The sequence below is a fragment of the Micromonospora sp. HK10 genome (genome assembly GCF_000982955.1).
In the GTDB taxonomy this organism is placed as follows: Bacteria; Actinomycetota; Actinomycetes; order Mycobacteriales; family Micromonosporaceae; genus Micromonospora.
Map to the genome: position 1 here is coordinate 23069 of NZ_KQ058701.1, position 18397 is coordinate 41465.

Genomic DNA, 18397 nt, shown 5'->3' on the forward strand with positions numbered 1-18397 from the left:
TCCCCGGCGTCCCGGTGGCATCCGGCGGCGGTGTCGGCTGGTGGCCGCCCGCCCGCAGCCGGGCCGAAGCCGCACCGCAGGCAACCCTCATCCGGCGCTAAGACCGCCCTCACGGGCCGTTCCTAGCGTCTGCGGCGTCGGCGACACCACGCCTCGTCGCCGTCGGAGCAGGAACGGGGTACCCATGCCACCGAGCACCGACGCCGCCTGGATCAGCTGCGCGGCGGCCCGCCCGAGCGCCCGGCTGCGCCTGGTCTGCCTGCCCTACGCGGGGGCGGGCGGCGGCGCGTTCCGGCCGTGGGCGGCCCTCCTCGGCCCGGACGTGGAGCTGTGGACCGCGCAGTTGCCCGGCCGCGAGCGCCGGCTCGCCGAGCCGCCGGTGACCACCATGGACGCGCTGGCCGCGCCGCTGGTGGCGGCGATCGCCGACCGGATCCGGCCGCCGTACGCGATCTTCGGGCACAGCATGGGCGCCCTGATCGGCTACGAGGTGGCCCGCCGGCTGGTCGACCGGGGTGGCCCGGCGCCGGAGCGGCTGGTGGTGTCCGCGGCGCTGCCGCCACAGCGCTCGGCCCGGGCCGGCGCGGCGCACACCCGCGACGACGCCGGGCTCACCGCCTGGCTCCGGGAGCTGGGCGGGGTGCCCGACGAACTGCTCGCCGACCCCGCCCTGCTCGCGCTGATCCTGCCCACCGTCCGGGCCGACCTGGCGGTGGTCGCCGGCTACCGGCCGGCGCGGGTGCCGGCGCTGCCGCTACCGGTGGACGCCGTCGCGGCGGCCGACGACCCGCTCGTCGCGCCGGCGGCGGTGGCCGGCTGGGCCGCCTGTACCAGCGCCGGCTTCACCCACACCGTCGTCCCCGGCGGTCACCTCTACCTGCACGACTCCCCTCCCCCGCTGCACCGCCTGCTGGCCGGCGGACCCGCGCCCGACCGGGCCGCCCACGCGTACGCCGAAGGGGCCACCCGATGACCCAGAACCTGCATCCGGACCTCGCCGATCTCACGCCGGAGCAGCGGGAGCTGCTGGCCCTGCGGCTGCGGCGGGCGCGCGGGCGCCGGGCCGACCCGGGGGCGCCCCGGCCGCTGTCGGCCACCCAGGAGCAGCTGTGGTTCCTCGACCGGCTGGACCCCGGCACGCCGGTCTACAACGTGCCGTTCGCCGAGCGGATCACCGGCCGGCTGGACGTGGCGGCGCTGCACCGGGCGGTCAACGCGGTGGTGGCTCGGCACGACGCGCTGCGGGTGGTCTTCACCGCGGCGGACGGGACGGTCACCCAGCGGGTCCGGGACGCCCTGGAGGTGCCGCTGCCGGTGGTGGACCTGCGCGCGCTGCCCGAGCCGGACCGCCGGGAGGCGGCCGGGCGGGAAACCGTGGCGCACGCCGCCGTCCGCTTCGACCTGACCGCCGGCCCCCTGCTCGCGGCCCGGCTGCTCGCCCTCGCCGACGACGAGCACCTGCTGCTGGTCACCGTCCACCACATCGTCTTCGACGCCTGGTCGGTCGGGCTGTTCCGGGACGAGCTGGTCCGCTGGTACGGCGAGTTCGCCGGCGGCGAACCGGCCCGGGTGCCGGCGCTGCCGGTGCGGTTCGTCGACCACGTGGCCGCGCGGCGGCGGCCGGACGGGGAGGCGGCCCTCGCCGCCCACCTGGCGCACTGGCGGGAGCGGCTGGCCGACGCCCCGGCCCGCTCCACCCTGCCGCCGGACCGTCCCCGCCCGCCGGTGCAGACCCACCGGGGGCGCAGCCTGCCGTTCACCGTGGACGGCTCGACGCTCGCCGCCCTCGACGGGCTGGCCCGCCGGGCCGGCGCGACCGTCAACGCGGTCGCCCTGGCCGGGCTGGCCGCCCTGCTGCGCCAGGCCACCGGCCAGGACGACCTGCTGCTCGGCATGCCGGCGGCCGGCCGCTCCGGCACCGAACTGGAGGCGCTGATCGGCTGCTTCGCCAACATGCTGGTGCTGCGGGTCGACGCCACCGGCGACCCCACCGTGCGGGACCTGGTGCGCCGGGTGCACCGCACGGTCAGCGACGCGTACGCCCACCAGGAGGCGCCGTACGCGCGGGTGGTGGAGGAGGTGCGGCCGCCCCGGGACCCGAGCGTCAACCCGCTGTTCCAGGTGATGGCGACGATGACCGACGGTGACGCGGCCGACCGGCGGGCGGCGGGCGCGGTCTTCACCCCGTACGCGGCGGAGAACGGGCTCACCGACTTCGACCTGTTCGTCAGCCTCACCCGGCACGCCGACCGGATCGACGGCGCGGTCGACTTCAACGCCGACCTGTACCTGGACGAGACGGTGGCCGGCACGGTCGGCCGGCTGCCCGAGCTGCTGGCCGCGATGGCCGCCGCCCCGGACCGGCCGCTCTCCGAGCTGCCCGGGCTGCGCCGGCACCGGATCGCGCTGGCCGCCACCTTCACCGTCGACCCGCTGCGCGACCCGGTGCGTTTCTGGCTGGACGTCCTGCGCACGCCCGCCGACGTCGAGCTGGTCGGCTACGGCCAGCTGGTGGCGCACCTGCTCGCCGGTCCGGCCGCGGCCGCCACGGTCGGCCTGCTGCGCTGGGAGGACTGGCTGCGCCGGCAGGACGGGCCCGACGAGGCGGCGCTCGACGCGGCCATGGACGACCTGACCGCGGCGGTGCGGGCGTACCGGGCGCGCACCGCGGCACCGCTGCTGCTGGTGGTCTGCCCGGCCTCACCGGCCTTCGCCGACGCGCGGGCCCGGGCGCTCGCCGGCCGCCTCGACGACCGGCTGTCGGCGCTGGCCGCAGGCACCCCCGGCGTGCACGCGGTCTGGGCCGCCGACCAGGCCGGCCGGTACCCGGTCGGCGAGGTGTGCGACGTCCGCGCCGACGAGCTGGGCCACGTGCCGTACACCGCCGAGTACTTCGCCGCGCTCGGCACGGTGGTGGTCCGCGAACTGCGCCGGGCCGCCGGCCAGCCGCGCCGGCTGGTGCTGGCCGACGCCACTCGGCTGCCGGTGGACCGGATCGCCGGGGCGCTGGTCGGGCACGAGGTGCGGGCCTGCCCGCCCGGCGGGTACGCCGCCGCGCTCGCCGACACCGACCCGGCCCGGGCCGTGCTGCTCGACCCGGACCCGGCCACCGTCGCGCGGCTGCGCGCCGCGTACCCGCGGCTGCTGGCGCTGACCGTGCCGGCCGGGTGGGACGAGCTGCGGCGGTACCTGGCCCACGTCTGGCCGCTGGACCCGCCGCTACCCACGGTCGCCGCCGGCACCGGCGCTCCGGCGGCCGGGCGGGGCGGCGCGGGGGCCGGCGGTCCGGGCGCGGACGGTCCGGGTGCCGACGGTCCGGGGGCGGACGGTCCGGGGGCGGACGGTCCGGGTGCCGACGGTCCGGCTGCCGACGGTCGGGGTGCGGACGATCCGGGTGCCGGACGGGAGGCGGCTGACGGCCTGGTCACCCCGATCGGGGCGGAACGGGCGGCGTACCTGGCCACCGAGTTGGACAGCCCGGCCGCGGTGGCCGAGCGGTGCCGGCCGGCCGCCGCCGGCGAGCCGGCCGGCGCGGAGCTGGTCGCCCCGCGCACCCCCACCGAGCGGCGGCTGGCCGGGCTCTGGGCGGCCGCCCTCGGGGCCGAGCAGATCGGCGTCACCAGCGACTTCTTCGCCCTGGGCGGGCACTCGCTGCTCGCCACCCACCTGCTGTCCCAGGTGCAGGCCGAGTTCGGCCGGGAGGTGTCGCTCTACACCCTCTTCACCCACCCGACCGTGGCCCAGCTCGCCACCGTGCTCGACGGCGACGCGGCGCGGCCCGCCGAGCACGCGCCGATCACGGCGGCGCCACCCGGCACGCCCGCCGTGGCCTCCTCGGCGCAGGTCCGGCTCTGGGCCCTCGACCAGCTCGGCGACGACGTGGTCCGGCACAACACCACCGCCGCCGTCGAGCTGCGCGGCGACCTCGACGTCGACGCGCTGCGCCGGGCCCTGGCCGACGTGGTCGACCGGCACGAGGTGCTGCGGACCACCTTCCGGGACCGGGGCGGCGAGCCCGAGCCGGTGCGGCACGCGCACCTCGACCCCTGGCAGGAGCCCCTGGACCTGACCGCGCTGCCCGACGGCCGGCAGGCCCGGGCGCTGCGGCGCGCGGTCACCGCGCACGCCGCCCACCGCTACCACCTGGCCGCCGGCCCGCTGCTGCTCGCCCGGCTGGTCCGGCTCGCGCCGCAGCGGCACCAGCTGCTGCTCGGCATGCACCACATCGTCTGCGACAACACCTCGTGGAGCATCGTGCTGGCCGACCTCGCCGCCCGGTACGGCCACCACACCACCGGCGCCGGCGGCGAGCTGCCGCCGCTGCCCGTGCAGTTCACCGACTACGCCCGGCACCAGCGCGACTGGCTGGCCTCGACGGCCGTCGAGCCGCACCTGGCGTACTGGCGGGAGCGGCTGCGCGACGCGCCGCCGCTGCTGGCGCTGCCCACCGACCACCCCCGTGGCGAGGAACGCTCCGACGTGGCCGGTTACCGGTCGCAGCGGCTGCCCGCCGGGGTCGGCGCGGCGGTGCGCGAGCTGGCCCGCGCCGAGGGGGTCACCCCGTTCGCCGTGCTGCTGGCCGGCTTCGCCGCGCTGCTGCACGCCGAGAGCGGCCAGCCGGACCTGGTCCTCGGGGTGCCCACCGCCGGCCGGGACCGGGCCGAGCTGGCCGGCCTGGTCGGCTGCTTCGCCGACCTGCTGCCGCTACGGGTCGACGTGGCCGGCCGGCCCACCTTCCGGCAGCTCGTCGGGCGGGCGTACCGCAGCGCGCGGGAGGCGTACCGGCATCAGGGGGTGCCCTTCGCCACCGTGGTGGAGGCGCTGCGGCTGCCCCGGCAGACCGCGTACCACCCGCTGTTCCAGTGCGTGCTCAACGTCATCGACGGCGCGGACGAGCTGCCCGAGTTCGCCGGCCTGGCCGCCGCCCCGGTGGACGTGCCGAGCGTCGGCGTCGACTTCGACCTGTTCCTCAGCCTCACCTGGCAGGACGGGGAGCTGCACGCCGACCTGGCGTACAGCGCCGACCTGTTCACGCCGGAGCGGATGGGCCGGCTGCTCGGCGCGCTCGGCCGGGTGCTCGATGACGGGCTGCGCCGCCCCGACGCCCCGATCGCCGGCCCGGCCGCCGCCGCGCCGACCCGTTCGGCGGCCCGCCCGGCGCCCCGGCTGGTGGTGGGCGGCACCGTCGAGGCGGCCGAGCTGGCCCCGACCGTACGGTTCTGGTCCGAGCTGCTCGGCGTGCCGTACGCCGTGCGGCCGCTGCCCGCCGGGGCGCTGCTGCGGCTGCTGCGCGACCCGGCGGCCGGCCTGGCCGGCGCGGCCACCGACCGCAACGCGCTGCTGCTGCGCTGGGAGGACCGGATTCCCGGCGGGCCGCTGGGCGCGGCGGTGCGCGCGCTGCGCGCCTACCGGGCCGAGCTGGTGTCCGCCCTGGCCGCCTACCGGGGCTGGTCGGCGGCGCCGCTGACGCTGCTGGTCTGCCCGGCCACACCCCGGTACGCCGGTGCGCCGTGGGCCGGCGTGCTCGCCGACCTCACCGCCGGGCTGCGGGCGGGCTGCCCGGCGTCCGGGGTGGACGTGGTCCCGGTTCCGGCCTGGGCGCACCGCTACCGCGTGCCGGAGCCGTCCGGTGCGGACGGGTGCTCGCCGGAGCTGTCGGCGGTGCTCGGCACCCTGCTGGTGCGGCGGGCGCTGCGGCACCCGGCGGTCGATCGGCTGGTCGTACCGGCCGGGCCGGCGCCGCGGCAGGCGGAGCTGGCCGCCGTGCTCGCGGCGCAGGCCCGGGCCGGGCGCCGGGTCCTGCTCACCACCGCGCCGCAGGCCCCCGAGCTGGCCGCCCTGGTCGCCGCCGGGCTGGTCGGCGCCGACCCGGCACCGACCGCCGCGCCGGGCACCCTGCTGCTGCACCCGGCGTCCGAGCCGGTCCCGGCGGGCCCGCTCGCGGTGCCGTTCGACCCGGAGGACGGGCCGGCGGCCGTGCTGCGCGGGCTCTGGCTGCTGGACCGCCCGCCCGGTGAACCAGCAGCCCCTGGCAGGTCGGCCCGCGCGAACTCGCCGGCCGGCGACGGCACACCGGTCGACCCGGGCCTGCTCGCCGAGGTGGCCGTCGAGCTGGCCGACGCCGCCGCGATCCGGGCCGCGGTGGCCGACGGTTACCGGCGGCGCGCCGAGCGGGCCGCCGCCGCGCCGCGCACCGAGCGGGAACGGCAGCTCGTGGCGATCTGGTCCGACCTGCTGCGCGCCGGCGGGCTGGGCATCCACGACGACTTCTTCGCCGCCGGTGGCGACTCGCTGCTGGCCATGCAGCTGGTGGCCCGCTGCGCCGAGGCCGGCATCACCGTCACCCCGCGTCAGCTCGTGCGGCATCCCACGGTCGCCGAGCTGGCCGCGAGCCTCGGCGCGGCGACCACCGTCGACGCCGAGCTGGCCGCGAGCCTCGGCGCGGCGACCACCGTCGACGCCGAGCAGGGCGAGGTGACCGGCGCGGCACCGCTGACCGGGGCGCAGCGCTGGTTCACCGACCTGATCGCGCCCACCATGGGCCGGCCGGCGCTGTTCAATCACCCCTACTACCTGCGGCTCGCCCGCCCGCTCCCCGCCGACCTGCTCCGCGAAGCGGTCCGCCGGCTGGTGGCCCAGCACGACGCGCTGCGGCTGCGGCTGACCCGGCAGGCCGACGGGAGCTGGCGGCAGCACCACGCCGACCCCGCCGACGCGGTGCCGTTCACCAGCCACGACCTCACCGGGCTGCCGCTGGCGGAACGGGAGGCGGCGGCCGAGGCCCGGTGCGCCGCCGAGCAGACCGGGCTGGACCTGACCGCCGGTCCGCTGGCCCGGGTGGCGCACCTGCGGCTCGGCCCTGAGCTGCCCGACCGGTTGCTGATCGTGGCTCACCACCTGGTCGTCGACGCGGTCTCCCGGGGGCTGCTCCTGGCCGACCTGGAGACCCTCTGCGGCCAACTCGAACGCGGGGAGGCGCCGGTGCTGCCGGCCAAGACCACCTCCTACCGGGCCTGGGCGCAACGGCTGGCCGGGTACGCCGGCTCGGCGCGGCTGCGTGAGCAGCTGCCGTTCTGGCTGGCCCAGACCGGGGACGCCGGCCTGGCCGGGCTCGCCGACGTCCCGGACGACGGGCCGTACCGCCTCGGCGAGCTGGGGCTGGCCTCGGTCACCCTCGACGCGGCGGCCACCCGTGGGCTGCACGCCGCCGCCCGGCGGCTGCGCACCGGCGTGCGGGACCTGCTGGTGTGGGCGGTGGCGGGCACCGTGGGGGCGCGCACCGGCGGCCCGGTCACCGTGGCCACCACCGGCCACGGCCGGGAGCCGCTCTTCGACGACGTCGACACCACCCGCACCGCCGGCTGGTTCCAGGTGCTCTACCCGCTGCGGCTGGAGCTGCCCGCCGCCGGGCCGGCGACCCGCTCGCTGCGCGCGGTGATCCGCCAGCTCGGCCGGGTGCCGGACAACGGCATCGGGTACGGGCTGCTGCGGCACCTCTGCCCCGACGAGCGGGTACGCGGGCAGCTGGCGGCGATCCGGCCCCCGGCCATCGCGGTCAACTACATGGGCGGCTTCGGCTTCGACGACGTGTCCCCCGGCAGCCAGCTCCTCGACGTCTGCCCGGCGCCGTTCGGGCCGACCGAGGACCCCGACGGTCACTGGCCGTTCCCGTTCGACGTCACCGGCGCGCTCACCGGCGACGGGTTGCGCCTCGACCTCAGCTACGCCACCCCGGCCTTCCGGCCGGAAACCGCAGATGACCTGCTCGACGGCATCCGGACCAGCCTGCTGCGCCTGGTCGGGGACCACGGGCAACCGCCACGTCAGTAGGAGGACTCCCCATGGCGTTCCGACGCCCGTCCCGGTTCGCCGGGTTCACCACGATCTGGTTCGGCCAGTTGCTGTCGGCGCTGGGCACCCGGATGACGAACTTCGCCCTGAGCATCTGGGTGTGGGACGTCACCGGCCGGGCCTTCGACCTGACCCTGCTGATGGCGTTCGCGTTCGGCGCGACTGTCGTCTTCAGCCCGATCGCCGGCGCCCTGGTCGACCGGTGGAGCCGCCGGCTGACCGTGGTGCTCAGCGACATCGGTTCGGCCGTCACCACCGGCGCGCTGCTGCTGCTCTTCCTCACCGACTCGGTGCAGGTCTGGCACCTCTACCTGGTCAACCTGGTCACCGGCGCGTTCCTGGCGTTCCAGCTGCCGGCGTACCAGGCGACCATCACGGTGATGATGGAGAAGGGCCAGTACCCGCGGGCCAACGCCATGATGTTCGCGGTCCGGACCATCCCGGTGATCTTCGCGCCCGGCTTCGCGGCGGCCCTGCTCGGAGTCCTCGACATCAAGGTCATCCTGCTGATCGACGCGCTCTCCTACGTGGTGGCCATCGGCGCGGTGCTGCTGGTCCAGCTGCCGCCGGTGCCCCGGGCCGCGCACGACGACGGCGGCTTCTGGTCCGACACCGTGCACGGCTTCCGCTACATCCTGGCCAGCCGGGCATTCACCGGGCTGGAGGCGATCATGTTCGCCATCAACGTGCTGGCCGCGGTCGGCTTCGCCCTGCTCGTGCCGCAGATCCTGGCCCGTACGGACAGCAGCACCAACGCGGTCGGCCTGGTGCAGACCATCGGCGCGGTCGGCGGCGTGGCGGGCGCCGCCCTGCTCGGGCTGCTGCCGAACACCCGGCACAAGATCCGCCGGATGCTGCTGGCCATCCTCGTGTTCAGCGTGCTGGGCCGGATCGTCTACGGCGTCGGTGACTCGATCATCGTCTGGTCGGTGGCGCTGCTCTTCCTGCACCTGTCCATCCCGTTCATCGACGGGTACGCCCAGTCGGTCTGGCAGGAGAAGGTCGAGCCGTCGGCTCAGGGCCGGGTCTTCGCGGCCCGGCAGTTCATCGAGGACCTGGCGTACCCGGGCGGCACCGCGCTGGCCGGCATCGCCGCGGACCGCTGGTTCGAGCCGATGATGCGCGAGGGCGGGCCGGGTGTGCCGCTCTTCGGCTGGCTGGTCGGCGACGGGCCGGGCGCCGGAATGGGACTGATCTTCGTCATCGTCGGCGTGCTCGGCATCGGCGTGGCGGCGGCGGGCTGGCTCTCGCCGAGCATCCGCCGGATGGAGGTCGACCTGCCCGACCACGACGAGCCCGAGCCCGGCCCGGCCCCGCTGCCCGCGCCGACCGGCACCGACGAGCTGACCGACGACCGCGCGGTGGTGGCGAAGTGAGGCTCGCCGAGGTGGTGGCCGGGGTGCTGGAGGTCGACCCGGCGGAGGTGACCGACGAGTCCGGGCCGGAGACCATCCCCACCTGGACCAGCCTGCGGCACCTGCAGCTGGTGGTCACCCTGGAGGAGGTCTACGGGCTCTCCTTCGCCTTCGAGGAGATCCGCGACGTGCGCAGCGTCGGCGCGTTGCGCGACGTGCTGCGGGCCAAGGGCACGGTGCCGGCATGAGCGAGCGTCAGCGAGCGAGTCATCGGTGCGGCGCGGTGCCTCGTACCGGTGCCGAGCGGCGCGAGGTGCCGGCATGAGTGCGGAGCTGTTCGCGCTGCGGTCGCGCTGGCAGGCCGTGTGCCGCACGGACCGGGCGCCGGTGCTGCGGATCGGTCTGCTGGCCAGCTACACGGTGGACCCGTTGGTGCCGTACCTGGGCCTGGCGCTGCACGACGCCGGGCTGCCGGCCACCGTCGACGTCGGACCGTTCAACCAGGTGGTCCAGCAGTGCCTGGCCGGGGACGGCTTCCCGGCCACCGTCCGCCCCGACGTGCTGCTGGTCGCGCAGCGGCTGGAGGAGGCCGGCCCGGCCGGCGCCGGCTGGGTCGAGGAGCTGCTGGCCGGTGCCGACGCGGCGGTCGCCGCCGCGCGCCGGCAGGGCGCCCTGCTGGTGTACGTGCTGCCGGCGATCCCCGAGGACCGCCCGTGTGGCTACGGCGACGCCGTCGACGCCGACGGGGTGACCGCCGCCGCCACCGCGGCCCGGGAACGGCTGCGCGACCGGCTGGCCGCCGACCCGGGGGTGCTGCTGGTCGACGCCGAGGAGGCGGTCCGGGCGGTGGGCGCCCGGCACGCGTACCACCCGGCGCTGTTCCGGTTCGCCAAGATCCCGTACACCGAGGAGGTGTTCGCGGCGCTCGGCGCGACCACGGCCGGGCTGGTGCGCCGCTGGTACGGTGCGGCCCCGCGGGCGCTGGTGCTCGACGGCGACGCGCTGGCCGACCCGGCCGCCCTGCTGCCGGTCCTGCGCGAGCTGCGGGCCGCCGGGCTGGCGGTGACGCTGCGGGCCGGCGGCCCGGGCTGGTGGTCGGCGGAGGGCTGCCCGGAGCTGCTGCCGGTGCTGGACGGCTGGGCCACCGACGCCCGGCCGCTGCCCGCGCAGCTCGCCGAGATCGCCGCCGAACTGGACCTCGCCCCGGCCCAACTCGTCCTGGTCACGGCCGCGCCGGACGCCGGCCCTGGCGTGCCGGGGGCGACGGTGCGGCTCGGGGCGGACCCGGCGGGCTGGGCGGACGCGCTGCGGGCCGCCCGGCTCACCGACCGGCTCCCCGACCGCCGCTGGACCGGCGGTGCCACCGTCGCCACGGCGGCCGCGTCGGCGGACCCGCCGGCCGGCCTCTCCCTCGACGACTTCGTGTCCAGCCTGGACGTCCGGGTGGCGTATCGGCCGGTCACCGCCGACGACGTGCCGCCGGTCGCCGAGCTGGTGGCCCGGGCGCACGACTTCGCGCTCTGCCCGGCCCCGCCGGCGGGGGTGCTCGCCGGACGGGCCGGCGACCTGCTCGCCGTCGAGGTCCGCGACCGGCTCGGCGACTACGGCACCGGCGGCCTGGTGGCGGTACGCCCGGACGGCGACCGCTGGACGGTGGACCTCTTCTCGCTCTCCTGCCCGGTGCTCGGCAAGGGCGTCGAGGCCGCGGTGCTGCGCGAGCTGGCCGACCGGGCGGCCGCCGCCGGCGCGGGCGAGGTGCGGGTGCGCTGGACCGACACCGGCCGCAACGGCACCGCCGCGCGGTTCCTGTCCAGCCTGGACGGGCTCGGCGGCACGCCCGTGCCGGTCCGGGCCGTCCGGGTCGACGCCGCCGGCCCGGTCGCCGCCGAGCCGGCCGGAGCGCTCGAGTGAGCGCCCGGGCGGACGCTCCGCCGGTCGCGCTCGGGGTGGCCGCGCTCGCCCACGTGCTCGGCGAGCCGGTCGACGTGGCGGTGGCCGCGCCGAGCTACACCACCGACCTGGACCGGGTGCGTTCCTGGGAGTACCGGACCTTCCACCGGGCCGCCGACGGGATCGGGGTGACCGACCTGGCGGTGGTGGCCGGCGGCACCGCGCTGGACCGGGCCGGGCTGGCCGCCGCCGACCTGGACCTGGTCGTGCTGGCCGTGCCCGACCTGGTGGAACACCTCTACTGGGACGCGGCCGCGCACACCCAGGCCCGGCTCGGCGCGCACGACGCCGAGGCGGTGCTGCTCAACCAGGCGTGCGGCGGCGGGGTGGCCGGCTTCGACACGGTGGCCGGCCGGTTCGCCACCCACCCCGGCTACCGGACCGCGCTGCTGATCGGCGCCAACCGGGTCTGCGAGCCGTACTGGAACCGGATGGAGATCAACACCAGCGTCTTCTCCGACGGTGCGGCCGCCGCCGTGCTGGTCCGCGACCACGACCGGTGCCGCTGGCTGGCCACCGAGACGATCAGCGACGGCCGGTACGCCGGGTTCATGCGGATGCCCGTCGGCGGGGCGGCCGCCCCGTTCGGCCCGGACGCCGGCACCCCGCGCGTCGGCGACCCGGCGGAACGGCTCAACGAGTTCTTCGCCGGCGACGTGCGGCGGATGTTCCGGTTCGTGGCCGCCATCCGGGACCGCAACCGGCGGGTGGTGGCCGCCGCGTGCGCCCGGGCCGGCGTCACCCCGGCCGAGGTACGCCGGTTCGTGCACTTCCACGACAACGCCCGGCAGTTCGCCGAGCTGGCCAAGGACCTCGGCGTCGAGCTGGACCGCACCAACGTGGACCTGGCCCTGGACCACGGCCACGTCGGCTGCGCCGACCAGCTCATCGGCCTGGAGCACCACCTCGAACACGGCGACCTGACCGCCGGTGACCTGGTGGCGCTGACCAGCACCGGCAGCGGCATGCACTGGGTCTGCACCCTGCTGCGGGTCTGACCCCCGCACGCCATCCCCACCGACGAACCGCCCCCGGCCCGGGGGGAGGAAGGACGACACGATGAGAGTCGAGGAGGCGCTCCTCCGGATCCGCCGGCTGCGCCGCCCGGACGCGGCCCCCGACCCGGAGCTGGCAGCCGCGCTGGTCCACCTGGACGACGCGCCGGTGACCACCCTCGCCACGGCCGGGCGGCTGCTGGCCGACGTGCCGGCGGAGAAGCTGGCCACCCCGGACGTCCCGCTGCGTCCGCTGCGGGTCGCGGTCACCGGCACCTTCACCCCCGGCACCGTCGAGCCGCTGCTGCGGCTGGCGCTGCTGCGCATCGGGATCGCCCCGCAGCTGCACGTCTCCGGCTTCGACCAGCTCCTGCTCGACCTCAGCGATCCGCGTTCCGCGCTGGCCGGGTTCCGCCCCGACGTGACGCTCTGCCTGCTGCACGACGGGTGGTTCCTGCCCGCCGAGTGGGACCCGGGCGACCTGGCCGGCCTGCGGGACACCCTGGCCGACCGGGCCGACGTGCTGGCCGCGGCGGTCGCCGGCCACAGCGCCCGCAGTGACGGGGCGCTGCTGCTGCACACCGTGCCGCTGTCCCCGGTGGAGCACCGCAGCCTGGTCAGCTTCCGCGGCCGGGCCGAGTTGGGCCGGATCTGGCGGGAGCTGAACGGGCGGCTGCTGGAGCTGGGCGAGCGGGACGGGGCGTACACGCTGGACCTGGAGACGGTGCTGGTGGACCACGACGGGCCGGTCCGCGACGAGCGCCTCTACCGGTACGCCAGCATGGCCTGGACGCCCGGGGTGGAGCGCCGGTACGCCCACGAGGCGGCCACCTTCTGCCGCGCGGTGCTCGGCAGGGCGGCCAAGGTGCTCGCCCTGGACCTGGACAACACCCTCTGGGCCGGGGTGCTCGGCGACGACGGGCTGGCCGGCATCGCCCTCGGCACCGACTATCCGGGCAACTGCCACCGGGACGTGCAGCGCCGGGCGCTGGCGCTGCGCCGGCAGGGCGTGCTGCTCACCGTGTGCAGCAAGAACGACCCCGACGTGGTGGCCGAGGCGTTCGACCAGCATCCCGACCTGCTGCTGCGCGCCGACGACTTCGTGGCGCAGGCGGTGAACTGGGGTCGCAAGGACGAGAACCTGCGCCAGCTCGCCGGCACGCTGAACCTGGGGCTGGAGAGCGTGGTCTTCGCCGACGACAGCCCGTTCGAGTGCGAGCTGGTCCGGCGGGAGCTGCCCACCGTACGGGTGGTGGAGCTGGCCGGCGACCCGGCCGGCTTCTCCCGCCGGCTGCTCGACGAGGGGCACTTCACCGTGCTGGCCACCGGCGCCACCGACCGGGAGCGCACGGCGCTGTACCGGGCCCGGGCCGGCCGGCAGCGCTTCGCCGCCGCCTTCGCCTCCGCCGAGGACTACCTGCACGAGTTGAAGTTGCGGGTGGTGGTGCGCCCGGTGGACGAGCTGAGCCTGCCCCGGCTGGCCCAGCTGGGGCTGCGGACCAACCAGTTCACCATGACCGACCGGGCACACACCGAGGCGCAGACCCGGCAGCGCGCCGTCGACCCGGGCCACCTGGTGCTCACCGTCGAGGTGGCCGACCGGTTCGGTGACGAGGGTCTGGTCGGCGGGGTGTGGCTGGACCGCGGCGACCCGGACCGCTGGGTGGTGGAGAACTTCGTGCTCAGCTGCCGGGTGTTCGCCCGCGGGATCGAGCAGGCGGTGCTGCACCGGGTCGCCGAGCTGGCCCGGGACGCGGGCGCCACCGGGTTGGAGGCGCTGTTCCGGCCGACCGCCCGCAACAAGCCCGGCGGCGCGGTCTGGCCGGCCGCCGGGTTCACCGTCGCCGCCGAGGCGGACGGCGCCACCCGGTACGCGCTGCCGCTGCACCCGCCGCCCCGGCTGCTGCCGGCGTGGATCGCCCTGGAGGAGAAGGGAGACGTTCGTGCCTGAGCTGTTCGCCACCGTCGCGGACCTCGTCGCGCAGGTCGCCGACGTACCGGCCGGGCAGGTCACGCCCGAGGTGCGCTTCGACGCGCTGGCCAACTGGACCAGCCTGGAGGCGTTGCGGCTGCTCACCGTGCTCGAGGACGACCTCGACGTCCGGCTGGACCTGCGCGAGTACCTGGCGGTGACCGACGTGGCCGGGCTGGTCGCGCTCGTCGCCGCCGCACCCGACGGGGTGTCCCGGTGACCGCCGCGGTGACCGCCGCCCCGCCGGCCCCGTCCCGCCTCGCCGACGACGACCTGGACCTGCTGCTGCTCATCCGGCACTTCGAGCTGGCGCTGCTGGACATGTTCGGCCGGGGTGAGCTGCACGGCACCACGCACACCTGCCTCGGGCAGGAGTACGTCCCGGTGGCGCTGCGCCCGCTGCTCGCCGACGGCGACCACGTGTTCAGCAACCACCGCGGACACGGGCACTACCTGGCCCGGTTCGGCGACCCGCACGGCCTGCTCGCGGAGGTGATGGGCCGGCAGGGCGCGGTCTGCCGCGGGGTCGGCGGCAGCCAGCACATCCTGCGCGACCGCTACCTGTCCACCGGGGTGCAGGGCGAGAGCGTCCCGGTGGCCGCCGGGGTGGCGCTGCACCTCCGGCGGGCCGAGCCGGGGCACCTGGCGCTGGTCCACCTCGGCGACGGCACCTGGGGCGAGGGCGCGGTCTACGAGGGGTTGAACATGGCCGCGCTGTGGCGGCTGCCGCTGCTGCTGGTGGTGGAGCACAACGGCATCGCCCAGTCCACCCCGACCAGCGCCCAGCTCGCCGGCGACCTGGCCGGTCGGGCCCGCGCCTTCGGCGTGGCGCACACCCTGGTCACCTCGACCGACACCAACACGGTCCGGGCCGCGCTGGCCCCGGTGCTGCGCCGGGTCCGCGAGCGGGGCACGCCCGCGGTGGTGGAGCTGCGCACCCACCGGGTCGGGCCGCACAGCAAGGGCGACGACACCCGCCGCCCGGAGGAGATCGGGTACGCCCGCGCGCAGGACTGGTACGCCCGGTACGCGCGGGCGTACCCGGAGCAGTTCGCCGCGCACGACGAGCGGCAGCGGCGGCACGTCGCCGAGGTGGTCCGGGAGGTCGCCGGGCGGCCGGCGAGCCGGTGGGAGGAGGCCGGGCGTGGCTGAGCGGGTGGTGGAGAACCTCAACCAGGCGCTGCACGCGCTGCTGGCCGACGACCCCGGGCTGTACCTGCTCGGTGAGGACCTGGTCGACCCGTACGGCGGGGCGTTCAAGGTGACCCGGGGGCTGTCCACCCGCTGGCCGGAGCGGGTGCTGTCCACCCCGCTGAGCGAGGGCGGCATCGTCGGGGTGGCCGGCGGGCTGGCGCTGGCCGGGCAGCGCGCCATCGTCGAGATCATGTTCAGCGACTTCGTGGCGCTGGCCTTCGACCAGATCCTCAACTTCGCCAGCAAGTCCACCGCCATGTACGGGCGTGCGGTGCCGATGCGGCTGGTGGTGCGCTGCCCCACCGGCGGCAACCGCGGCTACGGGCCGACGCACAGCCAGAGCCTGCAGAAACACTTCGTCGGCATCCCGGGGCTCACCCTGTGCGAGATGTCGCCGTTCCACGACAACCGGGCGGTGCTCGCCGGGCTGCTCGGCTCGGGGCGGCCGGGGCTGTTCTTCGAGGACAAGGTCCTCTACACCAACCGGATGTACGCCGACGGCGTGGTCGACGAGCTGTTCCGCTACGACCTGGTCGGCGCGGACGGCGACGTGGCCCGGGTCTGGGTGGACGACCCCGAGCAGTGCGACTGCGTCCTGGTGGTGCCCGGCGGGCTGGCCGTCCGGGCCGTCGCGGTGGCCCGGGAGCTACTGCTGCGCGACGACATCGTCTGCCAGGTGCTGGTGCCGTCCCGGCTCTGGCCGCTGGACGTCGACGGGCTGCTGCCGGCGGTCGCCCGGGCCGGCCGGATGGTGGTGGCCGAGGAGAGCACGGCCGGCGGCACCTGGGGCGCCGAGCTGGCCCAGGCGGTGCACACCCGGCGGTGGAAGGCGCTGCGGGCGCCGGTGCGGCTGGTGCACTCCGCCGACCAGGTCATCCCGACCGCCGCGCACCTGGAACGCACCGTGCTGGTGCAGGACGCGGACATCCACCGGGCCGTGAAGGAGGTGGTCACCGGTGCGTGACCTGATCGTGCCGAAACTCAACAACAACGACACGTCGTACGTGCTGACCGACTGGCTGGTCGACGACGGCGGAAAGGTCGCCGCCGGTGACCCGGTCGCCGAGGTGGAGACCTCCAAGGCCGCCGAGGAACTGGCCTGCGAGCACGGCGGGGTGCTGCACCGGCTGGTCGCGGTCCAGCAGGAGTGCGCCCCCGGGCAGGTCATCGGGCACGTCTTCGACGACGAGGAGGCCCGGCAGCGCTGGCTGGCCCGGGCCACCCCCGCCGCGCCGGCCACCCCCGCCGCGCCGGCCGCCGCCGACGGCGACGGTGGGTCCGGGCCGGTGCTCACCGACTCGGCCCGGGATCTCGCGGCCGCGCACGGCGTCACCGACGCGGAGCTGCGGGCGCTGGGCCGGTCCGTGCTGCGCCGCACCGACGTGGAACGGCTGCTGGCCGACCGGGCGACCACCCCGGAGCCGGCCGTGGTGGTGGCCGCGGCGGCACTCGCCGCCGGCGACGCGCCGCGGCCGGACGACCCCCGGCCGGTGCACCCGCTGCCCCGCTCGCAGCGGGCGGTCGCCGCGGTGGTCACCGAGTCCCACCGCGAGGTGCCGGCCGCGCTCGCCGTAATCAAGGTGCGGGTGGACGCGGCCCTGGCGGTGGCCCGCCGGCTCACCCGCGCCACCCGCACCCTCGTGGGGCTGCCGGAGCTGCTGGTCAAGGCGGTCGGCGGGCTGCGCGAGGAGCATCCGTTGCTGTTCGCCTCCCCCGCCGACGGCAACACGGTACGGCTGGCCGAGGCGGCCCACGTCGGGGTCACCATCGACGTCGGCACCGGGCTGTTCATCCCGGTGATCCGCGACGTCGAGGAGCTGACCTGCGCGGAGGTCGCCGAGACGCTGATGGACCTCCGCACCCGGGCCGGCGCGGAGGGCTTCCGGGCCGGCGAGCTGACCGGCGGGACGATCGTGGTGTCGCTGCACACCGACCCGGACGTGGTGCTCGCCGGGCCGATCGTCTTTCCCGGGCAGACCTGCGTGGTGGCGCTCGGCGGCACCCAGGACGAGCTGGCCTTCGACGCCGCCGGTCAGGTGGTCGCCCGCCGGTACGTCAACGTCAGCGCGGCCTACGACCACCGGGTGGTCAACGGCCGGGAGGCGGTCGCCTTCCTCCAGGCGGTGAAGGCGGCGCTGGAGGCACCGGACCGGCTCGCCGGGGAGTGAACCGGGGTCACCGCTGCCGGCGTCCGCGGCGGACGATGCGGACGCCGGCGGCGACCACCCCGATGATGAGTACGGCGCTGAGCAACTGGAGGCCCGGCGAGTCGTCGGCCTCCCCGTAGACGAAGCCGGCGGCGCCGAGCGCCACGGCGAGCAGACCGACGGCGGCGAGGACGTACGTCATGGGGTCTCCTTCTCCGGGTGGTGCCCGTCGTCGACCCACTCGAGCAGGTCCCCGGGCTGGCAGTCGAGCACCCGGCAGATGGCCTCCAGGGTGCTGAACCGGACGGCCTTGGCCCGACCGTTCTTGAGCACCGCGACGTTGGCGGGGGTGAGCCCGACCCGCTCGGCGAACTCGCCGACACTCATCTTGCGTTTGGCCAGCTCGACGTCGATGCGGACGACGATGGGCATCAGATCACCGCCTCCATGTCGGTGCGCAGCGTGGTGGCCTGGCGCAGCAGCGCCCGCATCACCACCATCAGCAGGCCCAGCACGGCGACCCCGACGACCAGCAGGAACAGCAGCAGTGGCAGTCCCGGGTCGTGGGCATGGAACCCGACGTAGAGGAAGACGCCCACCAGCACCACCCACGCGGCGGCGACGGCCCAGACGATCGCGTCGACCCAGACCAGGGCGGCGTCGCTGAAGATGCGGTCGTTCTTGACCATGGTGAGCAGTCGCCAGGTGGCCACGATCACCACCTGCACGCAGAGCACCCAGAACACCGACACGGCGGTCGCCGGCCAGCGCAGGTAAGCCATGTCCGGGTCCTCCTTCGCCATGTGCGCGAACTGCCCGGGCAGCGAGAGGGTCTGGAACACGACCAGCACCCCGAAGAGCAGGACGAGGAAGATTCTGAGCGGGGCTACCGCTCGACGCTCGATAAACACATACCGACTATCGCGAGCTTCC

At 76.4% G+C, this 18397-nt stretch carries 14 protein-coding genes; 11 read left to right on the top strand and 3 right to left on the bottom strand.

Annotation, left to right across the window (positions count from 1 at the left end; translation table 11 throughout):
- Window positions 1–184: 184 nt before the first annotated feature.
- The 11 genes from LQ51_RS05205 to LQ51_RS05255 all read left to right on the top strand — a co-directional run bounded on the left by LQ51_RS05205 (window position 185) and on the right by LQ51_RS05255 (window position 17485).
- On the top strand, window positions 185–973 hold the full coding sequence (locus LQ51_RS05205) for a thioesterase II family protein (protein WP_046563511.1): 789 nt from the start codon (window positions 185–187) through the stop codon (window positions 971–973).
- Window positions 970–7830 (top strand): condensation domain-containing protein, encoded by a 6861-nt coding sequence (locus tag LQ51_RS05210; protein ID WP_046563512.1) that lies wholly within the window; start codon window positions 970–972, stop codon window positions 7828–7830. Before LQ51_RS05205 ends, LQ51_RS05210 begins: the two co-directional genes overlap by 4 nt.
- 11 nt (window positions 7831–7841) lie before the next feature.
- Complete coding sequence (locus LQ51_RS05215) at window positions 7842–9227, top strand: MFS transporter (RefSeq protein WP_046563513.1); 1386 nt, start codon at window positions 7842–7844, stop codon at window positions 9225–9227.
- A complete protein-coding gene (locus LQ51_RS05220) occupies window positions 9224–9454 on the top strand; it encodes an acyl carrier protein (RefSeq protein ID WP_046563514.1) in 231 nt (76 codons plus the stop codon). The genes LQ51_RS05215 and LQ51_RS05220 overlap by 4 nt, the downstream gene beginning before the upstream one ends.
- Before the next feature lie 73 nt (window positions 9455–9527).
- Window positions 9528–11117: a hypothetical protein gene (locus tag LQ51_RS05225; protein ID WP_046563515.1), complete on the top strand. Its 1590-nt coding sequence runs from the start codon at window positions 9528–9530 to the stop codon at window positions 11115–11117.
- The gene (locus LQ51_RS05230) at window positions 11114–12154 is read left to right on the top strand and encodes a 3-oxoacyl-ACP synthase III family protein (RefSeq protein WP_052744755.1); all 1041 of its coding nucleotides are present in this window, start codon (window positions 11114–11116) and stop codon (window positions 12152–12154) included. Before LQ51_RS05225 ends, LQ51_RS05230 begins: the two co-directional genes overlap by 4 nt.
- A gap of 61 nt (window positions 12155–12215) precedes the next feature.
- Window positions 12216–14102: an HAD-IIIC family phosphatase gene (locus tag LQ51_RS05235; RefSeq protein WP_052744756.1), complete on the top strand. Its 1887-nt coding sequence runs from the start codon at window positions 12216–12218 to the stop codon at window positions 14100–14102.
- Window positions 14095–14343, top strand: a complete 249-nt coding sequence (locus LQ51_RS05240; protein WP_046563516.1) for an acyl carrier protein — start codon at window positions 14095–14097, stop codon at window positions 14341–14343. Before LQ51_RS05235 ends, LQ51_RS05240 begins: the two co-directional genes overlap by 8 nt.
- Complete coding sequence (locus LQ51_RS05245) at window positions 14340–15275, top strand: thiamine pyrophosphate-dependent dehydrogenase E1 component subunit alpha (protein ID WP_046563517.1); 936 nt, start codon at window positions 14340–14342, stop codon at window positions 15273–15275. The genes LQ51_RS05240 and LQ51_RS05245 overlap by 4 nt, the downstream gene beginning before the upstream one ends.
- Complete coding sequence (locus LQ51_RS05250; RefSeq protein ID WP_046563518.1) at window positions 15268–16281, top strand: alpha-ketoacid dehydrogenase subunit beta; 1014 nt, start codon at window positions 15268–15270, stop codon at window positions 16279–16281. The genes LQ51_RS05245 and LQ51_RS05250 overlap by 8 nt, the downstream gene beginning before the upstream one ends.
- The gene (locus LQ51_RS05255; protein ID WP_046563519.1) at window positions 16274–17485 is read left to right on the top strand and encodes a 2-oxo acid dehydrogenase subunit E2; all 1212 of its coding nucleotides are present in this window, start codon (window positions 16274–16276) and stop codon (window positions 17483–17485) included. The genes LQ51_RS05250 and LQ51_RS05255 overlap by 8 nt, the downstream gene beginning before the upstream one ends.
- 7 nt (window positions 17486–17492) lie before the next feature.
- Here the strand turns inward: LQ51_RS05255 and LQ51_RS33270 are convergent, their stop codons facing one another.
- The 3 genes from LQ51_RS33270 to LQ51_RS05265 are packed head-to-tail and all read right to left on the bottom strand — an operon-like array spanning window position 17493 to window position 18375.
- Window positions 17493–17666: a hypothetical protein gene (locus LQ51_RS33270; RefSeq protein WP_197087532.1), complete on the bottom strand. Its 174-nt coding sequence runs from the start codon at window positions 17664–17666 to the stop codon at window positions 17493–17495.
- A complete protein-coding gene (locus tag LQ51_RS05260) occupies window positions 17663–17896 on the bottom strand; it encodes a helix-turn-helix domain-containing protein (RefSeq protein WP_046563520.1) in 234 nt (77 codons plus the stop codon). The genes LQ51_RS33270 and LQ51_RS05260 overlap by 4 nt, the downstream gene beginning before the upstream one ends.
- Entirely contained in the window at window positions 17896–18375 is a 480-nt protein-coding gene (locus LQ51_RS05265; protein ID WP_046563521.1) for a DUF2975 domain-containing protein, read from the bottom strand. Before LQ51_RS05265 ends, LQ51_RS05260 begins: the two co-directional genes overlap by 1 nt.
- Window positions 18376–18397 lie beyond the last annotated feature (22 nt).

Coding starts and splice junctions, on each gene's coding strand:
- LQ51_RS05235 (WP_052744756.1), top strand. CDS start 12,216: ATGAGAGTCGAGGAGGCGCTCCTCCGGATCCGCCGGCTGCGCCGCCCG.
- LQ51_RS05205 (WP_046563511.1), top strand. CDS start 185: ATGCCACCGAGCACCGACGCCGCCTGGATCAGCTGCGCGGCGGCCCGC.
- LQ51_RS05210 (WP_046563512.1), top strand. CDS start 970: ATGACCCAGAACCTGCATCCGGACCTCGCCGATCTCACGCCGGAGCAG.
- LQ51_RS05225 (WP_046563515.1), top strand. CDS start 9,528: ATGAGTGCGGAGCTGTTCGCGCTGCGGTCGCGCTGGCAGGCCGTGTGC.
- LQ51_RS05260 (WP_046563520.1), bottom strand. CDS start 17,896: ATGCCCATCGTCGTCCGCATCGACGTCGAGCTGGCCAAACGCAAGATG.
- LQ51_RS33270 (WP_197087532.1), bottom strand. CDS start 17,666: ATGACGTACGTCCTCGCCGCCGTCGGTCTGCTCGCCGTGGCGCTCGGC.
- LQ51_RS05215 (WP_046563513.1), top strand. CDS start 7,842: ATGGCGTTCCGACGCCCGTCCCGGTTCGCCGGGTTCACCACGATCTGG.